This is a genomic window from Streptomyces sp. NPDC026575 (genome assembly GCF_055567415.1).
This window is the reverse complement of record NZ_JBVHQM010000001.1, coordinates 383,109-406,080: the sequence shown is the minus strand read 5'-3', so window position 1 is coordinate 406,080 and position 22,972 is coordinate 383,109. Positions and strand designations below refer to the sequence as shown.

Annotated in this window: 16 protein-coding genes and 3 pseudogenes; 4 read left to right on the top strand and 15 right to left on the bottom strand. The window is 67.0% G+C overall.

Annotated features, from left to right (window positions below; translation table 11 throughout):
- Window position 1 precedes the first annotated feature (1 nt).
- The 7 genes and pseudogenes from ACZ4NB_RS01940 to ACZ4NB_RS01910 form a co-directional block, all read right to left on the bottom strand.
- On the bottom strand, window positions 2–1,009 hold the full coding sequence (locus ACZ4NB_RS01940) for a 4-hydroxy-3-methylbut-2-enyl diphosphate reductase (RefSeq protein WP_467657654.1): 1,008 nt from the start codon (window positions 1,007–1,009) through the stop codon (window positions 2–4).
- Entirely contained in the window at window positions 1,006–2,088 is a 1,083-nt protein-coding gene (locus ACZ4NB_RS01935) for a polyprenyl synthetase family protein (protein ID WP_467657653.1), read from the bottom strand. The genes ACZ4NB_RS01940 and ACZ4NB_RS01935 overlap by 4 nt, the downstream gene beginning before the upstream one ends.
- Entirely contained in the window at window positions 2,085–3,221 is a 1,137-nt protein-coding gene (gene ispG, locus ACZ4NB_RS01930; protein WP_467657652.1) for a flavodoxin-dependent (E)-4-hydroxy-3-methylbut-2-enyl-diphosphate synthase, read from the bottom strand. Before ispG ends, ACZ4NB_RS01935 begins: the two co-directional genes overlap by 4 nt.
- Before the next feature lies 1 nt (window position 3,222).
- A complete protein-coding gene (dxr, locus tag ACZ4NB_RS01925) occupies window positions 3,223–4,455 on the bottom strand; it encodes a 1-deoxy-D-xylulose-5-phosphate reductoisomerase (RefSeq protein ID WP_467657650.1) in 1,233 nt (410 codons plus the stop codon).
- Between the two features lie 116 nt (window positions 4,456–4,571).
- On the bottom strand, window positions 4,572–6,533 hold the full coding sequence (locus tag ACZ4NB_RS01920) for a 1-deoxy-D-xylulose-5-phosphate synthase (protein WP_467657649.1): 1,962 nt from the start codon (window positions 6,531–6,533) through the stop codon (window positions 4,572–4,574).
- Window positions 6,534–6,942: 409 nt separating this feature from the next.
- Window positions 6,943–7,268: pseudogene (locus tag ACZ4NB_RS01915) on the bottom strand (transposase family protein); the annotation flags it as partial.
- A gap of 815 nt (window positions 7,269–8,083) precedes the next feature.
- On the bottom strand, window positions 8,084–8,998 hold the full coding sequence (locus ACZ4NB_RS01910) for a tyrosine-type recombinase/integrase (RefSeq protein ID WP_467657648.1): 915 nt from the start codon (window positions 8,996–8,998) through the stop codon (window positions 8,084–8,086).
- Window positions 8,999–9,472: 474 nt separating this feature from the next.
- Between ACZ4NB_RS01910 and ACZ4NB_RS01905 the strand changes: the two are divergent.
- A pseudogene (locus ACZ4NB_RS01905) lies at window positions 9,473–10,242 on the top strand (transposase family protein).
- Window positions 10,243–10,298: 56 nt separating this feature from the next.
- Here ACZ4NB_RS01905 and ACZ4NB_RS01900 read toward each other — a convergent pair.
- Window positions 10,299–10,490, bottom strand: a pseudogene (locus ACZ4NB_RS01900) (DUF6233 domain-containing protein); the annotation flags it as partial.
- 1,299 nt (window positions 10,491–11,789) lie between these two features.
- Here ACZ4NB_RS01900 and ACZ4NB_RS01895 point away from each other — a divergent pair.
- Both ACZ4NB_RS01895 and ltrA read left to right on the top strand, forming a co-directional pair.
- On the top strand, window positions 11,790–12,266 hold the full coding sequence (locus ACZ4NB_RS01895; protein ID WP_364845508.1) for a hypothetical protein: 477 nt from the start codon (window positions 11,790–11,792) through the stop codon (window positions 12,264–12,266).
- Between the two features lie 938 nt (window positions 12,267–13,204).
- A complete protein-coding gene (ltrA, locus tag ACZ4NB_RS01890; protein WP_467657646.1) occupies window positions 13,205–14,965 on the top strand; it encodes a group II intron reverse transcriptase/maturase in 1,761 nt (586 codons plus the stop codon).
- A 242-nt stretch (window positions 14,966–15,207) separates the two neighbouring features.
- On the opposite strand, the gene ACZ4NB_RS01885 is transcribed toward ltrA, so the two are convergent.
- From ACZ4NB_RS01885 to ACZ4NB_RS01855, 7 genes are all read right to left on the bottom strand, one after another.
- The gene (locus ACZ4NB_RS01885; RefSeq protein WP_467657645.1) at window positions 15,208–16,605 is read right to left on the bottom strand and encodes a hypothetical protein; all 1,398 of its coding nucleotides are present in this window, start codon (window positions 16,603–16,605) and stop codon (window positions 15,208–15,210) included.
- Window positions 16,602–17,021, bottom strand: a complete 420-nt coding sequence (locus tag ACZ4NB_RS01880) for a hypothetical protein (protein ID WP_467657644.1) — start codon at window positions 17,019–17,021, stop codon at window positions 16,602–16,604. The genes ACZ4NB_RS01885 and ACZ4NB_RS01880 overlap by 4 nt, the downstream gene beginning before the upstream one ends.
- 116 nt (window positions 17,022–17,137) lie before the next feature.
- Window positions 17,138–18,088: a CHAT domain-containing protein gene (locus ACZ4NB_RS01875; RefSeq protein WP_467657643.1), complete on the bottom strand. Its 951-nt coding sequence runs from the start codon at window positions 18,086–18,088 to the stop codon at window positions 17,138–17,140.
- Window positions 18,085–18,702 (bottom strand): hypothetical protein, encoded by a 618-nt coding sequence (locus ACZ4NB_RS01870; RefSeq protein WP_467657642.1) that lies wholly within the window; start codon window positions 18,700–18,702, stop codon window positions 18,085–18,087. Before ACZ4NB_RS01870 ends, ACZ4NB_RS01875 begins: the two co-directional genes overlap by 4 nt.
- 99 nt (window positions 18,703–18,801) lie before the next feature.
- Complete coding sequence (locus ACZ4NB_RS01865; protein ID WP_467657641.1) at window positions 18,802–19,626, bottom strand: IS5 family transposase; 825 nt, start codon at window positions 19,624–19,626, stop codon at window positions 18,802–18,804.
- A 359-nt stretch (window positions 19,627–19,985) separates the two neighbouring features.
- Window positions 19,986–20,714 carry a hypothetical protein gene (locus ACZ4NB_RS01860; RefSeq protein WP_467657639.1) on the bottom strand — a complete coding sequence of 243 codons (729 nt, stop codon included), beginning with the start codon at window positions 20,712–20,714 and terminating at the stop codon, window positions 19,986–19,988.
- Window positions 20,715–20,853: 139 nt separating this feature from the next.
- A protein-coding gene (locus ACZ4NB_RS01855; RefSeq protein WP_467657638.1) for an IS5 family transposase occupies window positions 20,854–21,665 on the bottom strand; the annotation gives its coding sequence in 2 pieces (ribosomal slippage) (window positions 20,854–21,339 and window positions 21,342–21,665; 810 coding nt in all).
- Window positions 21,666–21,845: 180 nt separating this feature from the next.
- Between ACZ4NB_RS01855 and ACZ4NB_RS01850 the strand changes: the two genes are divergently transcribed.
- The gene (locus ACZ4NB_RS01850) at window positions 21,846–22,940 is read left to right on the top strand and encodes an alanine racemase (RefSeq protein WP_467657637.1); all 1,095 of its coding nucleotides are present in this window, start codon (window positions 21,846–21,848) and stop codon (window positions 22,938–22,940) included.
- The last annotated feature ends 32 nt before the right edge of the window (window positions 22,941–22,972 follow it).

The following is a 22,972-nucleotide window of genomic DNA, read 5'->3' as shown; positions in this document are numbered from 1 at the left end:
TTCATTGCTTCTCTGGGGCGAACAGTCGCTTTCTCTCCGTGGAACACCGCTCAGATGGCCACTCGGGCATCTCGAGTGAGGTCAGTTCCCGGGGCAGGGCGAAGCGTTGGTGTTCTTCGGTGACGGTGACGGTCGCGACGTCGCCGTATCCACAGGAAGCCAGTCGTCGCAAGACCGCGTCGACGAGGATCTCGGGCACGGAGGCACCGGAGGTGACACCGACCGTAGTGACTCCTCTGAGCCAGGCCGCGTCGATCTGTTCGGCGTGGTCGACGAGGTGGGCGCTGGGAGCGCCGGCATTCCGGGCGACTTCGACGAGTCGCGCGGAGTTGGAGGAGTGGGCGGAGCCCACGACGATCACCAGCTCTGCCATGGCTGCCATCTGTTTGACTGCAAGCTGGCGGTTCTGAGTGGCGTAACAAATGTCGTCGCTGGACGGGGAGATCAGCCGGGGAAATTTCTCCCTCAGGGCGTCCACGGTTTTCATGGTCTCGTCGACCGACAGTGTGGTCTGAGAGAGCCAGACAACCTTGTCCGGGTTCCGGACCTTGACGTTCTGCACGTCGTCCAGGCCGTCGACGACCTGGATGTGGTCGGGTGCTTCGCCGCTGGTGCCGATGACTTCTTCGTGGCCTTCGTGGCCGATGAGGAGGATCTCGTAGCCCTCGCGGGCGAAGCGGACGGCTTCCTTGTGGACTTTGGTGACCAGGGGGCAGGTGGCGTCGATGACGGTGAGTTGCCTCCGGGCGGCTTCCTGATGGACGGTGGGCGCGACCCCGTGGGCGGAGAAGATCACCACACTGCCCTCGGGTACCTCGGCGGTCTCCTCTACGAAGACCGCGCCCTTCTGCTCCAGGATCTTGATGACGTACTGGTTGTGGACGATTTCGTGGCGTACGTACACCGGCGGCCCGTGCAGTTCGAGGGCTTTTTCCACGGTGGCGATGGCGCGGTCCACGCCGGCGCAGCAGCCGCGTGGAGCCGCCAGCAGGACGCGTCGGCGGTTCATGACGCACGCTCCGTGGCGAGTGCCGCGACCTGCCGCAAGGCATCGGCCGCGGCGGGCGGGCAAGGGATGCTCCTCAGTGCGGTGAGGGCTTGTCCGTAGCGGGTGGTGATCATGTTCTCCACGGCGGCGCGGGCTCCGTTGGCGTCGAGGACGTCCCGGATGTGTGCCGCGCCGTCCTCGGTCAGGCCCGGATCGCCCACCATTTGGTGTAGGTACCGTCGTTGGGCGGGGGTCGCGTGCTGGGTGGCGAGAGCGAGCAGGACGGTGTGCTTGCCTTCACGCAGGTCGTCCAGGACGGGTTTGCCGGTCTGGTTCGGGTTGCCGTACACGCCCAGGAGGTCGTCGCGGAGCTGGAAGGCTTCACCCAGCGGCAGCGCGAAGGCGGTCAGGGCCTCGTGGAGGGCGGGTTCGGCTCCGGCGAGGACGGCTCCGGTGTGCAGGGGTCGCTCGATGGTGTATTTCGCGGTCTTGTATCGGATCACGCGTAGGGCTGCGGCCACATCATCCATGGGCCCCAGGGGAGCCGTGAGGTCCAGGTACTGGCCGTAGATGACTTCCTCGCGCATCGCATCAATCACGCGTCGTGCGGCGGTGAGCCGGGCGGGCGGGTGGCCCGCACTGTGCAGGAGTTCGTCGGACCAGGCCATGGCCATGTCGCCGGCCAGGATCGCGCCGCTGGTGCCCCACCATGCCGCGTCGTGGCCTCGCCTGCCGGGGTGGCAGGCGGCGAGAGCGTGGTGGACGGTGGGCCGTCCACGGCGAGTCGGGGTGCGGTCCATGATGTCGTCGTGGATGAGGCAGAAGGCGTGGAACATCTCCAGCGCCGCCGCCGTCCGGACGATGGGCGTGAGGTCGCCGTGGCCGCCGCCCGTGTGCCAGCCGATCACACACAGCATGGGGCGCAGCCGTTTCCCGCCCGCGTCCAGGAATTCCTGCAGGGTCCAGGGGAGGTCGGTGGGCAAGCGCATTTGCTCGGCGACTCGGGCCTTGGATTCGAGGAACTCGCGTAGCACACCGTCAACTTGGGTGGGTACAGCGGCCAGGTCGATGGGCGGGGTGGTCAGGGACGAGATTGTCATGAGCCTCCGCCTCCCGGTGCGGGGTGGTTCTCTTCCGTCAGGCGCAGGGCTTCGTCGATCAGGGTGTCGACTACCTGGTGCTCGGGAACGGTCTTGACGACCTGCCCGCGCACGAAGATCTGGCCCTTGCCGTTGCCGCAAGACACGCCGAGGTCGGCTTCGCGGGATTCGCCGGGCCCGTTGACGACGCAGCCCATCACCGCGACCCGTAGCGGGTGGGGGAAACCGTCGAAGGCGGCTTCGACCCGGTTGGCGAGGCGGTGGATGTCGACTTGGAGGCGGCCGCAGCCGGGGCAGGAGACGATCTCCAGCTTGCGCGGGCGCAGTCCCAGGGACTGGAGGATGTGGTTGCCGGCCTTGATCTGCTCGACAGGGGGTGCGGAGAGGGAAACACGGATGGTGTCCCCGATCCCTTCGCCCAGGAGGATCCCGAAGGCAACGGCGGACTTGATGGCGCCCTGGAAAGCGGGGCCGGCTTCGGTGACGCCGAGGTGGAGGGGGTAGTCACAGCGTTCGGCGAGGAGACGGTTCGCGGCGATCATCGTCAGCGGGTCATGGTGTTTGACCGCGATCTTGATATCGGTGAAGTCGTGTTCCTCGAACAGTGAGCACTCCCACAGAGCGGATTCCGCCAGTGCCTGCGGCGTGGCACCGCCGTACTTGGCCAGCAGACGGGGGTCCAGGGAGCCGGCGTTGACCCCGACGCGGATCGGCACACCGGCCGCGGCCGCCGCGGCGGCGATCTCCTTGATCTTGTCGTCGAACCGTTTGATGTTGCCGGGGTTGACCCGTACCGCGGCGCAGCCGGCGTCGATGGCGGCGAAGACGTAACGGGGCTGGAAGTGGATGTCCGCGATCACCGGGAGCTTCGACTTCTCGACGATGGCAGGCAGAGCTTCGGCGTCATCCTGGGAGGGCACGGCGACGCGGACGATGTCACAGCCCGCGGCAGTGATCTCGGCGATCTGCTGCAACGTGGCGTCCACGTCAGCGGTGTTGGTGGTGGTCATGGTCTGGACGGATACCGGTGCGCCGCCGCCGACTGGGACATCGCCGACATGGATTCGCCGGGTGCGGCGGCGCACCGGAGCAGTGGGGGGCGGGGCGGGGAGGCCGAGATCGATGGCGGGCATGTCAGACCTCCTGCGCCTGGTATGCGGGGCTGGGGATGGGGTGGTGGAGGTGTTCGTGGGTGTGCCGGCGGGCCCAGGTGTCGGCGGCGCGGATGGCGTCGAGGGAGAGCTCGTGGTCGGGGACCGGGATGTGGTGGTCGAGGGCGTGTTCGATGGCCTGGGTGATGGCGGGGAAGGGGACGATGTCGTTGAGGAACGCGGCGACTGCCTCTTCGTTGGCGGCGTTGAACACGGCCGGGGCACTGCCGCCGAGGCGGCCTGCGTGGCGGGCCAGGGCGATGGCGGGGAACCGCGCCTCGTCGACGGGCTCGAAGGCCCAGGTGTGCGCCCGGGTCCAGTCCAGGGGCGGGATGACGGCGGGGGGCGGCCGGTGGGGCCAGGCCAGGGCGGCGGCGATGGGCAGGCGCATGTTCGGCGGGGCCGCCTGGGCGAGGGTGGAGCCGTCGGCGTACTCGGCCATCGAATGTATGGCGGACTGCGGGTGTATGACGGCCGTGATGCGGTCGTAGCCGATGCCGAACAGCATCTGGGCCTCGATGATCTCCAAGCCCTTGTTGACCAGGGTCGCCGAGTTCACGGTGACCAGGGGGCCCATCCGCCAGGTCGGGTGCTCCAGGGCCTGCGCCGGGGTGATGGCAGCCAACTGCGTGGGGGTGTGGTTGCGGAAGGGGCCGCCGCTGCAGGTCAGGACCAGGCGCTGGAGGCCGGGCACGGGGCAGGCGTAGGCCCATCCGGGAAGGCACTGCATGATCGCGCTGTGTTCGGAGTCCACTGGCACGATCTGCCCCGGCCCCGCCACCCGCCGGATCAACTCGCCCCCGGTGACCAGGGATTCCTTGTTCGCCAGCGCCACACACCGCCCGGCTTCCAGAGCGGTCAGCGTGGCCGGCAGGCCCGCGGCACCGGGGAGGGCGTTGAGCAGGATGTCGCACGACCAGGCGGCGGCCACCGCCAGCCCTTCCGGACCGGCCAGCACCATGGGCAGCGGGTGGCGGGGCCTACCGGTCTCCCGCACCAGTGCGGCGAGCGCGGCGGTGACGTCCCCGACAGCGCCGGGGTCGGTGACGGCCACTACCTTGGCCCCGGTGCGCAGGGCCTGACGGGCCAGCACATCGGGGCGTCCACCGCCCGCAGCCAGGCCGACCGCCCGGAAGCGGTCCGGATACGCCGTGATGACGTCGAGTGCCTGTGATCCGACCGAGCCTGTCGATCCCAGGACCACCACCGACCGCACACCACCATCCCCACCGACCGCGGTCGGCGTCCCGGTCGTTGTCAGGGTGCCGCCCTGGCGCAGCGGTGGCCGGGCGGAGCGGCCGGGCGGGTGTGGAAGAACTGGCTGGGCGGCCATTACTGCCCCACTTCATGGTGGGGGCGGTCGGCGCGGGCGCGCAGGACGGAGTAGGCGATGCCCTGCGCGGTGAGCCCGGCGGCGGCCAGGATGTCGGAGCGGGTGCCGTGAGAGAGAAACCGTCCCGGCAATCCGAGCACCCGCACCGGCACTCGGGAGCCCGCATCGGCCACCGCGCGCGCCACGGCCGTGCCCACACCGCCGGATCGGGTGTTGTCCTCCACCGTCACCACCAGCCGGTGGCGCACGGCGAGTTCGGTGAGTTCGGGTGGTACGGGCAGCACCCAGCGCGGGTCCACCACACTCACCCCGACCCCTTGCTCCTGCAGGTAGCGCGCGGCTTCCACCGCCGGCCCGGCCAATGGGCCCACGGCCACCAGCAGCACATCCCGCGCCGTGGATCGGTGGAGGACCTCCAGGGGCCCGTGGCGTTCCAGGGCCGCGATGTCCGCGGAAACGGAGGCTTTGGGGAAGCGCAACGCGGTCGGCCCATCGGTGTGAGCGACGGCTTCGCCCAGGAGCTCCCGTAGCCGGGTGGCGTCCCGGGGAACCCCGACCCGCATCCCAGGCACCGCACCCAGCAGCGTCAGGTCCCACATCCCGTGATGCGACGGCCCATCAGGACCCGTCACCCCCGCCCGGTCCAGGACGAACGTCACCGGCAGCCGGTGCAGCGCCACATCCATCAGCACCTGGTCGAAAGCACGGCCCAGGAACGTGGCATAGACCGCCACGACCGGATGCAGGCCGCCCAGAGCCAGGCCCGCGGCAGACGTCACCGCATGCTGCTCGGCGATCCCGACATCGAACAGGCGGTGCGGGAACCGCTCGCCGAAGCGGGCCAAGCCAGTCGGTCCCGGCATCGCCGCAGTGATCGCCACCAGGTCCTCGTGCCGTTCGCCCAGCCCGCACAGCTCGTCGGCGAACACACTTGTCCACGACGGCGCGCCGACGCCCGTAGGCGGCCGGCCGGTGGCGGGGTCCAGGACACCGACCGCATGCATACAGTCCGCCGCATCGCCCTCGGCCGGGGCGTAGCCACGGCCCTTGACCGTCACCGCATGCACCACCACCGGACGGCGCAGATCCCGCGCCATCGACAGGGCCTCTTCCAGCGACGGCAGGTGGTGGCCGTCGACCGGGCCGAGATAGGCGAAACCGAGCAGGCGGAACAGATTCCGGGCCACCGGCAGCGGCCCGGGCAGCGCGGCGTCATCTCCGCCATGGTGGCCACCGGTACTCAGGTGATCTGTCCCGCCGCCTGAGTCAGGGCCAGCACCCGTTCGTGGCTTGTTGTTGCCCTCCTCGGCATCAACCAGCGAGTCGATGTTGTCGGGTCCGGTGCCGCGCAGGTGCTGGAGGTGGTCGGCGAGGGCGCCGATCGTGGGGGCGTAGGAGCGCATGTTGTCGTTGAGGACGACGACGACCGGACGTTCAGGCGCGGCGCCGAGGTTGTTCAGCGCCTCCCAGCACATCCCGCCCGTCAACGCACCGTCCCCGACAACGGCGACCACCGCACGGTCACTCTCACCCGCCAGATGGCGGGCCTTGGCCAGGCCGTCGGCGTAGGACAAGACGGTGGAGGCATGGGAGTTCTCGATCACATCGTGCGGGGACTCGGCCTGGGAAAGGTAGCCGGACAGACCGCCCGCCTGCCGCAGGCGGTCGAACCCCCCGGCCCGGCCGGTCAGGAGCTTGTGGACATAGCCCTGGTGACCGATGTCGAACAGCACCGTGTCCTGCGGGGAGTTGAACACCCGGTGCAAGGCGATGCTCAGCTCCACCACACCCAGATTCGGCCCCAAATGCCCACCGGCCGCGCATACCTTCTCCACCAGGAAGGCCCGCATCCGCGCGGCCAGCAGTGGAACTGACCCCGCTGGAAGGCGCCTTATCGCCTCAGGGCTGATATCAGAGTCCAGCAACAACTGATCTGATTGTGTCGCGGTAATGGTGGACATCGCAGGTCTCTTTCATAGGAGAGCAGCCCAGGGCCATACACCGGCTCACCGGAGGCAGACACCCGTCCGATGCGCGCAGTAGACACATGCACACAGTGCCTCTTCCACGCTCAGACTGCGAGTGCTCTCAAACCCGTGAAGGCACACACCACCAGCACTTGACGCACACGCTGCACCGCGTCAAAGTGCCCTGTGCCAAACCGCTCGTTAGTGGTGCTACCAGTACGCCGCCGTAACGAGTCCGTGCACAAGAGGATTCGGCCACCTAGGTGTTGAACGTGTTGAACGCCCGCGCTGGCGAACAACCCGCGACCCTCAAACATCGGGGCCACCATGTGTTCGCGGCCATGGCAGTCCGACTCACGAAAACGCCGGTCCCCGTACCTTCCATGCTTCCAGAGCAGCGAAATCACACACCGGTCTCACGGCCTGACACGGAACCCTTTCCAACCTCATGTTGAGGCGTGTGAAGGACGAGGACGGCCTTCACGGTGATCGTGATCCGGGTCGTGCTGCAGCGGAATTTGCGGAGTAGTCGCCAGCCCTTGAGGGTGGCCATGGCCTCTCGCCGACGCAGCGGATCTCGGCGTGGATTGTGTTGTGGCGTCGCTTCCATCGCTTGAGGGGACGCCCCCGGAACGGGACTCGGACGGGACCGCCGGCTCTGTGCTATGCCTTATCCGCCCAGCACTTCAGTCCGGCCGTGGTGAGCGCGTCGACGACCCCGTGCTGTCGGCGATCAGCAGGGCGGTGGCGTGCCGGCATGTGAGCGGCGCGTGCTGGGGAGCGATGATACCCGTGGCGGAGAGCTGCCCCCTGCGGTTTGGGGCCGCATCTGTTCAGCTGCGTCGCTGCTGCTGTTCGGGCGGGATCGCCGTCAGGGCTTGGGGGCCCCGGAAGCGACGAGAGCCGTCGAGTTCGGCGCCGATGATGATGGTGAGGTCGTCCTTGGGGCCGGCAGATAGTCGTCCGGCGGGGGATTGCCAATTGCAGGGCGGTTGTACTGTGTGGTGCGACAACTGGCATCAGGTCTCCACCCCGGACGCTGCGGAGGTCTGGACCACGGCGTGCCGCATGACCCCGGGAGTCGGCCCGCTTCCCGGCGTAGCGCCGCCGATGCTGACTTTGTGCTGACTTACTGACCGCGAAATGCCCTCTGACCTGCAACGATTCCTTGCCGTGCCTCTTCGGCTTCCACTGGCACTGCGATTTGCAGTCAGTTTGCAGACGGCGCGCTGACCGGCGTTTTTGCAGGTGGCGAAGGGGAGTGTGCGGATTCGCCAATGTGCAGGTGTGCTCACGTGTGGGCGGCTTCGGCAGTCTTCATGCTGACCTCTTGCTGACTTTCCTGACGGTCCGTCTGTGGATCTCGTTTGTAGTGGCGGTGCCGTTGCCGGAGGGGCTCTGGTCGGCGCTGGTTGCCCTGTTGTGGGGGAGCGGCGGGTATTTCGGTGTCGAGGTGATGGCAGGCCACCGATATTCCGTCGATGAGGCGGTGCCCTGGCCTGCGGGGGGGGGCGGGGTTCGGAATGCGGTGGGGTGGGTGGGTATCAGGTTGCGGGGGTGTGGTCCAGGGCTTGCCTGGCCCGTGCGAGCGATCCGGGCATCACGTGTCGGTAGGCGCGGTAGGTCGTCTCGATCTTGCGGTGACCCAGCCACTCGGAGACGTCGGTGATGGGGATGCCGTGTTCCAGGCAGACGGAGGCGAACAGGTCGCGGTAGCCGGAGAGGGTCATGCCGTCCGGCGGAGGCAGCACGGTGTGCAGTTTGGCTGCTCGCGTGCTCTCTATCCGGTAGGTGTAATAGCCGTTCGGTCCGCGCAGCAGGTAGCCCTCGTCCGTCGTGCCGTGTCGCTGTTCAAAGCGTTCGATGGCTTCCGTTACGGATCGCGGCAGAGGGACGTCGCGGAATTCTCCTGGCCGGCGGTGTTTTAGGGGTGCGGGCCTGTAGGTGTTGTGGTGGATCTGGCAGGTTACCCGGTATACGTCGTCGGAGATCACGTTGTTGACGTTGACGTTGACGTTGACGTTGACGGCGCGGGCCTCGCCGTTGCGCAGTCCGCAGCCGCGCATCATGGTGATCATCAGGCCCAACTGGAAATCCGCCGTGCGGGCCGCGGCTGTGGCGTATTCGACGGTCGGGATGATGGATCGCGGGGGAAAGTAATCGCGGGTTTTGATGCCGAGGGTGGGGTCGGTGGGGATGGCTCCTTTGCGGACCGCGTCCAGGAGGACGGCCCGGAGGAGGCCATAGACGTTGCGCTGTGTACCAGGCTGGATGTTCCGGCGTTCCATGCCGGTGATGAAACGCTCGATGATCATCGGGCTGATGGATTCCATCCGGTGTTCGCCGAGTTCCGGATAGAGGTGTGCGGTGAGGTGGGAGCGGTGTTTTCGGCCCGTGGAGTAGTCCACGAGGTGGCGTTGCCTCGTGCGCCAGTACTCCGCGTATTCGGCGAAGGTCATCCGCGCCAGTCGGCGGCGCTCTTCGAGCAGGGCGGCGGGAGCGTTGCATTTGGTGGTGTAGAGGTGGACGAGACGGTCCCGGGCGGTTTGCTGGGTGGCATACCCGCTTTCCTCGCATTGTCGGCCCGCTAGATCCCGGTAGCGGACCGTGTAGTTGTGCGGGCATCTCGCAGGCCGTCCGCACGCGCATTTCGTGAAGAAGCTCCCCATGCCGCGCGCAAGTAGTGCTCCGCCCATATCCAAGGCACCGCCTTCTTGGTTGCCGACGGCTTGGCTGTTTCGTGTGGGATGGCCGCCTCGGCTGGCCGGGACGGGCCCTGCGAAGGGATCTCCGCCCGACTGCGGCTCTGCTGGCGGCTCCCCTCTCACGAACCTCTGCCCCTACTGCTTGAGGGCATGGTTGGTATCACCCGGATCAGCGAACGCGCACCTAAAGGGTGTTGCAGAACGTGGTCGGCTGGGCATTTTTCCTGTATGGGTGGGGTGTTGCGGGCTGAGCGGTTGTGGGTGGAGACGTTCACGGGCTTGCGGATGAGTGGCTTTGAGGGCCTGTTGAAGGTGGTGCGGGAGCGGGGTGGCAATGGGCCCGGAGGCGGTCGCCCGTGGTGTCTGCCGCTGGCCGACCGGGTTCTGCTGGTGGCCGTCTACTACCGCACCAACCTCACGATGCGGCAGCTCGCCCCGCTCTTCGGGATCTCCCCGGCCACCGTCTGCCGGGTCATCAAGCGGCTCGGGCCTCTGCTCGCTCTGGAGCCGGCCCCACGACCGGTCGCCGGCGTCGAGCGGTTGTGGATCGTGGACGGCACCCTCATCCCCGTCCGCGACCGGACGGTGGGCGCCTCCTCACGCAACTACCGCTTCTCGGCAAACGTGCAGGTCATCATCGATGCCGACACCCGGCTGGTCGTTGCCACCGCCCGTCCGGCCCCGGGCAACAAAGCCGACGCCCACGTCTGGCGGTCCTCCGGCCTGCCCGCCCACTGCGAAGGCACCCCACCCTGGCCGACGGCGCTTACCTGGGAACCGGCCTCATCGTCCCGCACCGCAAGAGAGCCAAACGCCCCCTGCTGCGGGCCCAGGAGGAAGACAACGCCGAACACCGACGCGTCCGTGCCCGCGTCGAGCACACCTTTGCCCGCATGAAGAACTGGAAAATCCTCCGCGACTGCCGCCAGAAAGGAGCCGGCCTCCACCACGCCGTCCAGGCAGTCGCCACCATGCACAACCTCGCCCGCACAGCATGAACAAGCAGGTCAGCCGCCACTCCGGCCTGCCCACACCCACCCTTCTGCAACACCCTTTAGCCGTACCCCTTTCCGAGTTCCAGCGCGGGCTTGAGTACCGCGGCGGCGTCGCAGTCGTGGCAGGCTCGCGCGCCTGGTCGCATCAGCGCGTCGAGCGCTTCCATCGCGTCCAGCTCCGTCCCCCCGCCGCCCGTCTTCCGGCAGCCGGCGTCGTGCACGACCATTCCGGCCCGCCGCTCGGGATCTGGCCGTACTACCCATCCCGACGGTGTGGGCGGGGGGAGTTCTGCCGGGAGCCGGTGCGTCGGAACGGAAAATCAAGTCCACCCCTCGATCGGCTGGAGCGGGTCGGCTGTGACCCAGACCCTGTACTCCGCTGCCTCCATACCAGTTGGCGTGGCCACCCAGGACGGCACCCCGATGAGATAGCGCCACGGGTGCGGCCCCCCTGTCTCATGCCTCTCATGAAGGCGCACGCGTACGGTCTGCCCGTCAGGCAAGGTCAGGGAGATCTCGGCCGACCGGGTTCCGGCCGGCGGCTGGTGCTTGGCGTTGCCGCCCATCTACGGTCTCCGGAACCCAGCTGCCTCGTCCATCCATGCAGAGCCACCCGCTCGCCGCATCCTGCATCGCGCGACGACCAGTGCGGGTGCCACCACACCTGCACCGACAGCTTCAGCTGACGCCGCCGCAGCACGGTCGTCCCCCCTCGTCGCCCTGGATCGGCGAGGGCCCGGTACGTACGGTCCCAGGCGCAATGCGCGGCGAGAAGGTCCTCGGGGAAGGAACGGCATCGCATACCAGCTATTGCATCGCGTGTTCGATTCATGGCGCATCTGTGCGGGTGGGGGCGGGCGGCCTGTTTGTGACTGAGTTCTTCGGATGGCCCGTGAGCGGTTGAGTTGGCCCAGCTGAGCGTCGCAGTTGGCCGGTGCGTGTTCAGCCGTGGGCGAGAAGCTGTTTCCGATCCTCGCGCTCAGGACGGTGTCAGCGCTCGCCTGTGGAGGCTCGGGTGCTCTCGATGGTGGGGTTAGCGGCCCCAGTGCCTGGCCCGGCTGGGGGCCGACACCGCCAGGGACGCCGCCTTCGCCCGGTGTTGGCTACGTCGTGGCTGAGATCGGGGGGGTAATCACTCGGGTGAGCGATGGGGAATGAGCCGTGGCTCTGGGGCAGGTGCCCGGGGTCCGCTGCTCCGGTGGGCTGGCTGAGGGGGAAAAGACGTCAGACAGGTGGAACGCGGGACGGGGGTGACGCCTGGTGGCTGCTGCGCGGGCCCCTGGCCTTTGTGCTGGACGGAAGCGATGAGGCGATCTTTTCGCTGCCTTGGTGGGCTTCCGGCCATCGGGTGGTGTTCGAGTGAGGGCGGACGCGGCTGCGGACAGGTTGTTCCTGCGGGCGCCCGTTGCCCGTCCGCCGCGCGGTCGCCGGCGGCCCTTCACAGGGTGGGCTGCTGGGCAGGCTGTCGCGCCGGGGGTGGACTTTCCGGCGGTCGTGGCGCGCGTCCAGGCCCATCGTTTGTGTTCGTCGACTCCGCGAGAGGATCCCTCATGTCGGTCCGAAAGTCGTCTCTTCCCATGCTCTTGGGCGCTTCGTTGCTGGTCGCCGGTGCGCTATCGACGTCGGCCACTACGGCCAGCGCGGCGCCGGTGCCGGGGGCGGCGAAAGTCTGTTCCATCGAGGACTTCCGCACGTATGACGGTATGAAGCAGATGAGCTCAAAGGTTGAGTTGTGCGCGTTCTCTGACGGTGAGAAGTTGCAGTGGGGGCTGGCATCGGCGAGGTGCTTCATCTCAAACCCGTTCTCTCCGTGGAGTGAGCTCCCCGAGTGCAGCGTGATGTCGTCGTATCTACTCAGCGTGTCCAAGGACGGCGTCCCGTTGGATGTAAAGGAGCTGCGCTACGCGGGACCTGGCACCTACCGCTTCACTGTGCACCTGCAAGTCAAAGGCCAGTCGTCGAGCGGTGACGTCGACACCTGGGTCGACGGTAAGCCCACGTACACGCTGAACCTCACCACGCCGTAGGAAACGACGAGCCCGTCCTGTCGGGGACAGTACCCACAACGGATGCGGGAGCGGCTAGAGGTGCCGTCCTCCAGAGCTGATCGGCCTCCTCGAAGTAGCTCATCACTGGGCGATGCAGACAGGCACCGCACAGTGATGGGCGCGCTGCCACACTCAGCGAGTGAGGCTCCCGCATTGATCTTCAAGTCAGCCTCCGCTACCCAGCGGACCACCTCGGATGCTCAGCCGGGCCAACTCAACCGCTCACGGGCCATCTGAAGAACTCAGTGTGCGACACGAAGTCGCTCCAGGTAAGTAAGGACAGCCACGTGAAGGAGGTATCGATCGGCTGAACTTCGGGCCAGTGTCCAAGGCCCGTCCCCGCGCTCCCATGCGCCGCTGGTAACGGCGGGGTGTGAAGCGGAGCGTTCAAGCCCAAGGGCGTCCCGGCCATCGGGGTGCAACAGGTGAGGGGAAGGCTGGACGGGCGAACGCAAGTGAACCCTTGATGATGCCTCGTGACTTTAAGACCGTGTCGATGGCGTGTTGGCGGCGGTCACAGGACCCGGTGCTGAAAGGCGCCAAGCGACCTTCGGGTAACTGAGCCCGGAGGGAGGACACCGCTGGTCCCGGGGTAGAGGGGGCGCCCACCCCAGTCGCGTCTTACTGGTGCGGAACGTGGAAACCCCGACGGGGTCCAGGCAACGGCCTGGTAGGTCGACCGCAAGGAAGGCTGAGGTCCCCGGCGGGAGAAGGAAGATCCAAGAAGCGAAGGCCGGCGGGCCGAAAGGCCAGAGGAAACCGGGAGATTGGGACCTTCACCCGCTCTCGCATAACTCGCCGGATACGGGTCCTGGTGACCCGGCCCGAAAGGGCGCCCACGTGGATCAGGTGAGCCTTTGAAGTCACCACTGCAAGGAAGCCGGAACCGAGGGACAAGTTAGACACCGGAGGCGAACATGGAGATCGCGGCACCTGTCGTGACGTCCTCGCCTGCGGTGAACGGACCCGAGGACGACTTACTCGACTGGCACGGCATCGACTGGGCCACCTGCGAGGAGAACGTACGGCGGCTGCGGCAGAGGATCTTCAAGGCAACGCAGGACGGGGACCTCAAGAAGGTCCGCAACTTGCAGAAGCTCATGCTGCGAAGCCGCAGCAACACGCTGATCAGCGTGAAGCGGGTAACGCAGCAGAGCAGTGGTCGCATGACCGCTGGCATCGACGGGGAACAGGCTCTCACGCCGAAGGCGAGAGGCACCTTGGCGGCCGAGATCCATCGGTCGTCGAAACCCTGGAAGGCCAGGCCGGTCAAGCGAGTGTTCATCCCGAAGAGCAACGGGAAACAGCGACCACTCGGCATCCCGGTCATCCGTGACCGGGTCCTCCAGGCCCGCGTGAAGAACGCGCTGGAGCCCGAGTGGGAAGCGCGGTTCGAGCCGAGGTCTTACGGCTTCCGGCCCGGCCGCAGCTGCCAGGACGCGATATCCGCGATCTTCTGGACGGTGAAGGGCAAGAACCCGAAACGTCTGTGGGTCCTGGACGCGGACCTGTCGGCGGCGTTCGACCGCATCGACCATGACCACCTCATGACCATGCTCGGCCAGTTCCCGGCCAGGGACCTGATCCGCGGCTGGCTGAAGGCGGGCGTGATCGACCGCGGCCGGTTCGCACCGACCGAGGAGGGCACTCCTCAAGGCGGTGTGATCAGCCCGCTGTTGCTGAACGTTGCTCTGCACGGACTGGAACAGGCCGCAGGGTGCCAATACACGGTGCGGGCCGGGCGCGAGCCCGGAGCCATGCCGGGCACTCCGGTGCTGGTGAGGTATGCCGACGACTTTGTTGTGCTCTGTCACGACGAGGAACAGGCGCATCAGGTCAGGGCCCGGCTGGAGGACTGGCTGGCGCCGAGGGGTCTTCGCTTCAACGAGGAGAAGACCCAGGTCGTTCACCTCGATAAGGGGTTCGACTTCCTCGGTTTCACCGTCCGCCGCACGGGCGGAAAGCTGATCATCAAGCCGAGCACAGCGGCTTGCGCGAGGCTCCGGGCGCGCTTACGGACCGAGGTGAAGACCCTGCACGGGTCCAATGCCGAGGCCGTGTTGCGCAGGCTGATCCCGATCGTTCGCGGTTGGGCCGCCTACTACCGGGCGGTGGCGTCCACGACGACGTTCTCGTCGCTGGATCACTACATGTGGCGGCTGACCTTCAAGTGGGCCAGGCGCCGTCACCGCAACAAGTCGAGTCACTGGGTTGCGGCCCGGTACTTCGGCAGATTCCACCCGTCCCGGCGTGATCGGTGGGTGTTCGGCGACCGCGACAGCGGCGCCTTCCTCATCAAATTCGCCTGGACCGGCATCGTCCGCCACCAGCTCGTCAAGGGCGGAGCGTCCTTGGATGATTCCGCGCTGATCGAGTACTGGCGGGACCGCCGCCGCAGGAAAGCGCCGCCGCCGATGGACAAGACGAGTCTTCTCCTGGCGGTCCGGCAGCAGGGGCTCTGTCCTCTCTGCAAGCAGGCGCTGATCGTCGGAGCCGAATACGAACCGGACAGTCCACGCGAGTGGATCAACTGGTTCGCGGCTTCGAAGAAGATGCTCCACAAGCATCACTTCACCTACCGACGAGACGGCGGAACGGACGAGCGGAACAACCTTCGCCCCGTGCACTCCGAATGCCATCGACAGCACCACGCTGGCGACAGCAAAAGGACCACATAACCCTGCTGACCTGCGAAGCCCTCGTGGCTTGCTTGAGCCGGATGCGGGGAAAGCTCGCACGTCCGGTTCTGAGGGGGCCGGGGATCAGCAATGGTCTCCGGCTACCCGACCACACTGTTGTGACCGAGCGTCCCAGTTGGCGGATAAGCGGTTCAGTTGGCGGGGCTGAGTACTTCGGTTGGCGGGCATCGCGGCACGCGGCACTGTGAGCTGGGCGTTCCTGTCCGGCGGGCTGAGGCTGCTCACAGGATTGCTGGGAACGCCACCGTCGGATCGCCCAGGAGTACGAGGCTCTGCCGGTCGAGTGCGGCCACACGTAGCCGGGTCAGCGCAGGGCGGAATGCAGTCTTTCCGTTGGCCAGGTTGCTGTAGATGCTCGCCCACTGGGCGTGCAGTTTCCCCACATCGGCCCGGTACTCGGACAGCGCAAAGCCCAGTGGTTCGCCAGCGTACAAATGCGAGGACAGTGCGGAGGCGATCCGCTCGCCCAGCTTCTGTCCGGTCTCAGGCACCTTGAGTGTCCAGCTGAACGTAGGTTCGACATGACCCAGCACGGCCCGCACCGGATTTGGTCGGCCGAGTAGCTGCAGGGTGGCGGGTGCCACCATCGGCCCTAGGCCCGCCACAGCCGACACCGTGCCCAGAGCAGAACTGCCTTCTGGCAGCAGCCCGGTGTACAGGCTGTCTCCGCTGGCGCCCGCCGAACAGCATGCCTGTGCGTACCAGATAGAGCCGGGCGGCATCCGCTCGCACAACTCCCGCAACGGTACGATCGCATGAGACACGTCGACGGGCAGGCCCAGCGCTGCCCGCATCGCCTCCTTGTCGCCCAACGGGCCGGTCTGCCCATGACTGGACGTGGCCACCAGGCCCGGTGAGGTCTCCTCGAGCTCCCGCAACAGCGCGGCTGCAGTCGCCTCTTCCCCGACGAGCTGCCGGAACGCGGTGAGCGGCGGCGGGGTGAGATTCTCGGCCAGAGGCTTGGCGATGGCCGAATTCATCAGGGCGGTGATGTCTTGGGGGCCGTGGATGACCGTCCAGCCGAGGGCCCGGTCCAGAGCGGTCGTGGTGCCCTGCCAGCCGGACAGCAGTGCGTCGATGTAGTTTCCCAATGCGTCTCCGGACAGTGGAATCCGCCCGACCGCATGCCGGGTGCCCAACGCGTACTGCACATACCAGGGGATGATCTCCGGGCCGCCGATGATCACCACGTACTTCGGTAGACAACCGCGGGCCACGCCGAAGGGGCTCAGACCTATCGTGGGCTCCTCCGGTTCCTCCTCCGGGTAGTAGCGGCGCAGGAAGCGGCCCTCCAGTCTCGGACGCCAGCGCAGCACCACGGTGCCGGGGCGTTCGGCCAGCAGCCTTTGCACAGACTCTGGGGCATCGGCGCCGGCCGCCTTCGCCGCGTCTGCCAGACCTGAGTCTTCCGGCTCCGGCAGCAGTACGCCGTACCCAACGTCCAGTGCTCCCCACTCGCGCATGTCGGCGGGGGAACCGAACGGCAGCGCATCCTGGCGGTGCGGGATGCTCTTGGGTCGCGCCCCCCCGCGGTCGGCACCTTGGCCGAGAGCGGTCCGCGGGGCCTCTTCACCTGTCCAAGCGTTGATCTGGATCTCTTCGGGAAGGACTTCGGTCATGGGTTCCCCAGTCCCAACTGGATGCGAAGCTCGGTGATCCGCCGCTGGACTATCTCCAGCAACTTGGGGTCGCCGGTCCGCGGGTCGAAGGTGGCTACGTAGGCTTCCCAGAAGTCCAGCTGCCCACGGAGCGTGGAGAAATCAGCGGGGGGCAGGGCGTCGGAGCCGGGGAAGACCCGCAGCGGGTCGTTCTGCACATAGAGGACGGGATCGGACCAGCCGTCAGCCCCAGTTGGATCCCGTCCGGCCATCGCGATGCGGGGATTGGTGAAGACAGTGGCCCAGTCGAGTTCACGGGAGCGGCGAGGGCCGGGGGACACTGCCGCCCGCACCGTGGCGAGCACCTCGGGGTAGAGCGCCGCGCAGAACTGGTTGGTGTCACCTAAGGGCTGTCCCGCAATCCCTGGCGGGCGCACGACGACAGCTACGGCACCTCGCCGCGTTGTCGGAACGCCCGGATACGCCCAGTATCCGGACGCCCCTCCGCCTTGCGATGCACCGCATCTGACGCCGTCCGCTGATCCACCAGGGATTACGGGACAGCCCTTAGGCCGACCTGTCTGCGCATCCCTGCGACGGCTGGAAGCCCTGCGTTGGCCAGATCATGCGCCAGTGATTGTGTCTCCGATACCTCGGCGGACTGACAGGCGCTCAGCACGACCAGCCAAGGGTCGCAGGGCTTCAGGGCCCTGATCAGATGGGGCAGCTTCAGGTGCAGGGAGCCAGACTCGTCAAGCAGTCCCTCCGCCCCATCGCCCTCCGCTGCCTCGAAGTCGGCGAAATGGGCGAAGGCCAGTGTGCTCACTCCGCCACTTGCCCCTCCGTGGCACAGCAGATGCAGGACGTGCGGCTGGGCATCGGTGATCTTCGCGGCGAGTTTCGGAGCACTGGTCGGTATGAGTTCGGCCGTCGCCTTCCCCGGAAGTCCTGCGGCCGTCACGGCGTTGAGCACCGCGGTCTCGCCGCTGATGATGTGCAACTGGACGTCAATGGCGTCGGCATCGGCAGAGCGGACAGCGGACAGCAATGTCTCGGCCTGCGGCACCCCGGAGCGCCGGGCAGCTGACAGTACCGCGACCAGCCGCAGGGGGCGGGAGAAGCCCCGCTCCGTGACTTCCTGGTGGCGTCTAGCGATGCGCACGATCGGCCAGCGCGGGTCGAGGACGAAGAAGCCGTGCTCGGTGTCGCAGAGTTGCTCCCAGGGCAGCCGGTCGGCATCGGAGGAGACCACACGGAAGTAGAGCGGGCAGTCCACCGACTGCGCCAGTGCGGCCGCCAGTCCCGCGTTCACCGCGGGGTGCTGGGAAAGGCGGGCCAGCAGCTCCTTGCCCCGCTCCATGACAGAGCCACCCGGGTCGGAGACCTCGATCGGGGCGTTGTGGCCCATGGCCGGGATGTTGGTCGGGGCATCCTCAAGCTTGAGCATTACCTGGGCCATGGGGGACTCCCCGACGGGCTCGAAGCTCAGCACCGTTCGGATCATGGCTGCTCCAGCCGCTTGTTGACGAGCTCGCGCAGCTCGGCAAGGGCCTGCGCGGCCCCGCGGTCATACGCCTGCTTCATGTCCGATGTCTCGCCGGGCACAGCAGCGGCTTCCATAAGGTCAGCAGCCTGCGATTCAATGAACCGCTCGGTCGTGGCCATCCAGTTGGGGACCGTGTGCGCCCGCTGGTAGTGGGCGAGAGCCTCCTCTCCAGGACCGGCCCCGAGGGCCTTGGGCAGAATCTCCTGGCTGGTGGCTGAGTTATTGATCGGGGCCCGCCCGGTCAGCCAGTCCTGACCCGGCTGTTCGGGATCGGGCCATTCCTCCCGCAGCGGGGTCTCGGCCTGCTCCGGCTGGATGTATGCGAAGAGAGATGAGCCTTGAGGTGCCACCAGCCCGCCGAGCCGGGCGAGAGATGCCTGCGCCTGTGCCAGCACCTTACCGGCGGGGTCCAGCCTCATATCGCTGTACAACGTTGGACCGGAGCGCCGCAGGCCCAGCCCGTCGGCGAGCATGCGGGTGGCGATGTCGGATGGGTTGTGCGGGGGCGAGCCGAGGGACAGCACGGACGCGCCAATGCCGTCGGCCAGCAGTTTGATGTCATCACCACTCACGGACACCCAGTTGTTCGGCTCTACCGGGAGCCCCGGAGCCGGGCTGACCGTGAGCAGCGGAAGTGAGCGTTTGATTCTCTGTTGTCTGTTTCATTTGGCTTAGCTGTCACGCCAGTTGGTGGTGGTTTCGTGGGTGAGGCGGCGGGTCATGAGGTTGATGGCGGCCAGTTGGATCATGGCGGCTGATCGGTGTGGGTGGGTTTCGTAGTCGCGGGCCAGGCGGCGGTGGTGCATGAGCCAGCCGAGGGTGCGTTCGATGACCCAGCGGCGGGGCTGGACGTGGAAGCCGCGGGTGGTGGGGTCGCGTTGGACGATTTCGAGGTCGATGCCGAGGTTGGCGGCTTGTTCCACGGCTTTGGTCTTGTAGCCGTTGTCGGCCCAGGCTTTGGTGATGGTGGGGTGGCGCTGGCGGACTCGAGTCAGGAGTTGGGTGCCGGCGGCGGAGTCGTGGACGCTCGCGGCGGTGACGGTCACGGCCAGTAGGAGGCCGAGGGTGTCGGTGACGATGTGCCGCTTGCGACCGATGATTTTCTTTGCCGGGTCGATGCCTTGGCTGGTCAGGTGGACGGTGGCGGAGGTTTTGATGCTCTGGCTGTCGATCAGGCAGGCGCTGGGGTGGCTCGAGTGGCCTTCGGCCTGGCGGACTTTGCCGCGTAACAGGCCGGTGAGCTGGTCGAAGATGCCGTCGGCTTCCCAGTGGGCGAAGTAGCCGTAGACGGTCTGGTGGGGAGCGAAGTCGTGGGGCAGGTAGCGCCAGGGGATGCCGGTGCGGTCGATGTAGAGGATGGCGTTCATCAGGGCGCGCAGGTCGTGGGTGGGTTTGCGGATGCCGTTGCGGGCCTGACGCCAGGCTTCGAGGGTGGGGCGGATGAGTTCCCAGCGGGCGTTGGACAGGTCGCTTGGGTAGGGGCGTGAGGGCTGCATGATGCCTGGGTATGCGGTGGTGGCCAACCTGGGCAGGGCGTGTGCAGGGGTGTCGGTTGCACCGGGGCGTGCGTTCTCAATCTCGCGTGAACCGGTAGATTTCTAAATGAGACGGAGTTTGTGCGTGGAAACCGGCGCACAACTGGTCTGCTGATTGCCACAGAAGCCATATTTTCGACGGATCGCTTGGGTTGGCGCTCATGCCTGGCCTTCGGAAATCACCATGAAATGGCCGACAAGCGAATCAAACGCTCACTAACAACGGCTAACACAATGAGGTGGATCAGTCCTGATGGTCGTGTCCGGGGCCGCAACGACGTCACCCGGTTGATCCCTCTGCTCGATGCGATCCCGTGCTGCTAGGGAACCCGGAACCTTGCGCACGTCGGCCCGCGCTGTGTGAGCGAGCCGCACTCGTCCTTGGTTCCGTCGCCCGCATTGAGGGCCATGATGCTGATGCCTGCGGCCTGTGGTGGAAGGGACATCGGCATACTGACCCGCTGCTCGACCACGCCCTTGTCGTTGGGTCTGAGCTCACTTGAGTAGGCGTCGACCGACTCAACAACAGCCTCGGACAAGTCGGCCCTGACAGCGTTTACAAACACATTAATGCTCGCCCCCGTCTCGACGCCGTCAGCATGAACATCGAAACGCAATTTCAGATTGGACCGAGGGCCCTCGACTTTGATGTTGGTGATGGTCGGCCGCCCGTTTCCCCCAGCAGCCTTTGCCGCGCCGATAACCGCCACGCTCAGAGCCGCCATATAGAGGATCACCCCGAGAATGAGCACAACGGTCTCCCACAGGTTGCCCCGCCGTGTGGGGTGGACGAGCAGAGCCACAATGCTGCAGACGATGGCGAGGATGGCGCAGAGCGAGGCCACATAGATGGGCCACGAGTCGTTGTTGAGGGCAACGAACACGACGTCGCTGCTGAGGCCAAGGAGGGTCATGACGCCGGCAACGGCGACGAGGGCGCCAGCCAGGATTTTGGCAACGTCGTCCAGGCGCTTTCCGATCCTGGCCTGGATCTCCTCGGGCGTCGGGGCAGGTTCTTGTTCGCTGCCCCACTTCGGTACCCCGCTCATTGCGCTCCTCCTGACCGCAGGCTCTGGGCGGTCAGCCGGTCGTCCGGCTGGCGACCGGCCCTAGTGGAAGACGCTAGGTTCGCGCGAGATCCTCAGCGACCCGGAGTTGGGCCGAACGGAGGAACGATTAGTACAACGGCTAACACAATGAGCTGAGTTGTCGCTGGGTGATCAGGCAGCAGGCGAGTCTGAGGAACGCCTCGTGGATGTCCGCCCTGCGTTCCCATCGGATGCGCAGTCGCCGGAAGCCGTGCAGCCAGGCGAACGTGCGCTCGACCACCCACCGGTAAGTACCCAGCCCAGTGCCGTGCCGGGTGCCACGGCGGGCGATGGCTGGAACGATGCCGCGAGCGCGGACCTGGTCGCGGTAGATGTCGTGGTCGTAGCCGCGGTCGGCGAAGTGCGAGTCGGGCTTGCGGCGCGGACGACCCACCCGGCCGCGGACGGGCGGGATCGCATCGAGCAGCGGGATCAGCTGGGTGACGTCGTTGCGGTTGCCGCCGGTCAGCAGGACCGCGAGCGGGGTGCCGTGCCCGTCGGTGATCAGGTGGTGCTTCGAGCCGGCCCGGCCGCGGTCGACCGGCGACGGACCCGTGTGCTGCCCCCTTTTAGCGCCCGGACGTGGGAGGAGTCGACCACACAGCGAGACCAGTCCAGCTGTAAGGCCGCGTTCAGCTCAGCAAGCAGGACCTCGTGCAGCCGCTGCCAGACACCGGCCTCGTTCCAGTCCCGCAGCCTGCGCCAGCACGTCATGCCCGAGCCGAAGCCCAGCTTCCTGGGCAGGTACTCCCACTGGATCCCCGTGTGCAACACGTACAGGATTCCGCACAGCACCTCCCGGTCCGGCAACGGCTTGCGGCCCGGATTCCGAAAGCGTCGCTCGCGCTGCGGAAGCAGCGGCTCCAAGCGGTCCCACAGCTCATCCGACACGATCCACGGTGACGTCCCCACACGGGAACGAACGCTCAACTCCCGCCCCGGACATGGCCACCAGGACTGATCCACCTCATTGTGTTAGCCGTTGTAAGAGGTCGTCTCGATTGGTACGTGTGCCCCTTGGTATGGCCCTGTGGGCATGGTCCGCTGACCTGTCATGATCATCCCGACGTTTTCCGTGGTGGGAGGCAATGGATGGCGATACCGCTGCCCGATGGGCTGGCTACGCCGGCACTCGTGGTCGATCCGGACGTTCTGGACAGAAACATCTCGGGAATGGCCGGGGTTTCGCGGGCCCAAGGGTTCGCCCTGCGCCCGCACGCCAAGAGCCATAAGTGCGCGCAGATCGCTGACCGTCAGCTTCGGGCCGGTGCGCGCGGGCTGTCGGTGGCCACGATCAGTGAGGCCGAGGCGTTCGCCCGGGTCGGCGTGGATGACTTGTTCATCGCTTACCCCGTGTGGCTCGATGCCGACAAGGCACGGCGGCTGCGCCGATTGGCGCACGACGTAGCCCTGAGAGTCGGTGTCGAGTCAGTCGAAGGCGCCCAGCAGCTGGGAGATGCCGTGCGCGGCAGCGCCCGGCCGGTCGAGGTGCTCGTCGAGGTCGACAGCGGGAGTCAACGGACGGGAGTACAGCCTCACGCTGCTGGTGAGGTCGGGAACGCGGCTGCTGACGCCGGACTGGATGTCGTCGGGGTGTTCACGTTCCCGGGACACGGCTACGGTCACCACGCGCAGGCGCGCGAGCGCGCCGCACGAGACGAGGAGCGCGTGCTGGGCGAGGCCGCACAGGCGCTGTGTGACCTTGGACTCGACGTCCGTGTGGTGAGCGGTGGGTCGACTCCGACGGTGGGGCAGTGGCAGCCGGGTGCGGTGAACGAGTTGCGGCCCGGTGTCTACGTCTTCAATGACGCCACCCAGTTGGCCATCGGCACATGCGGTGTGGAGGATCTGGCGCTGGTCGCTGCGGCGACGGTGATCAGCGTTCCCGCCCCTGACCGCTTTGTGCTTGATGTCGGTAGCAAGGTCCTCGGCTCCGACCGGTCGCCTTGGGTGACGGGCCACGGCTACCTGCCCCAGTTCCCGCAGGCAACCATCGCTGGGTTGTGGGAGCACCACGCCGTTGTCCGGCTTCCGGAAGGGGTGCGGGGGCCACACCTCGGGGCGTTGGTCGCTGTCGTCCCCAACCACATATGCACGCCGGTAAATCTCGCCGATGAGCTACTGGTCGTCCGAGACCGCGAGGTGATCGACCGCTGGCAGGTAACGGCACGAGGCGCCAATACCTGAGCGCCGTCTCAGGCGGAGAGCCGGCGGTAGCA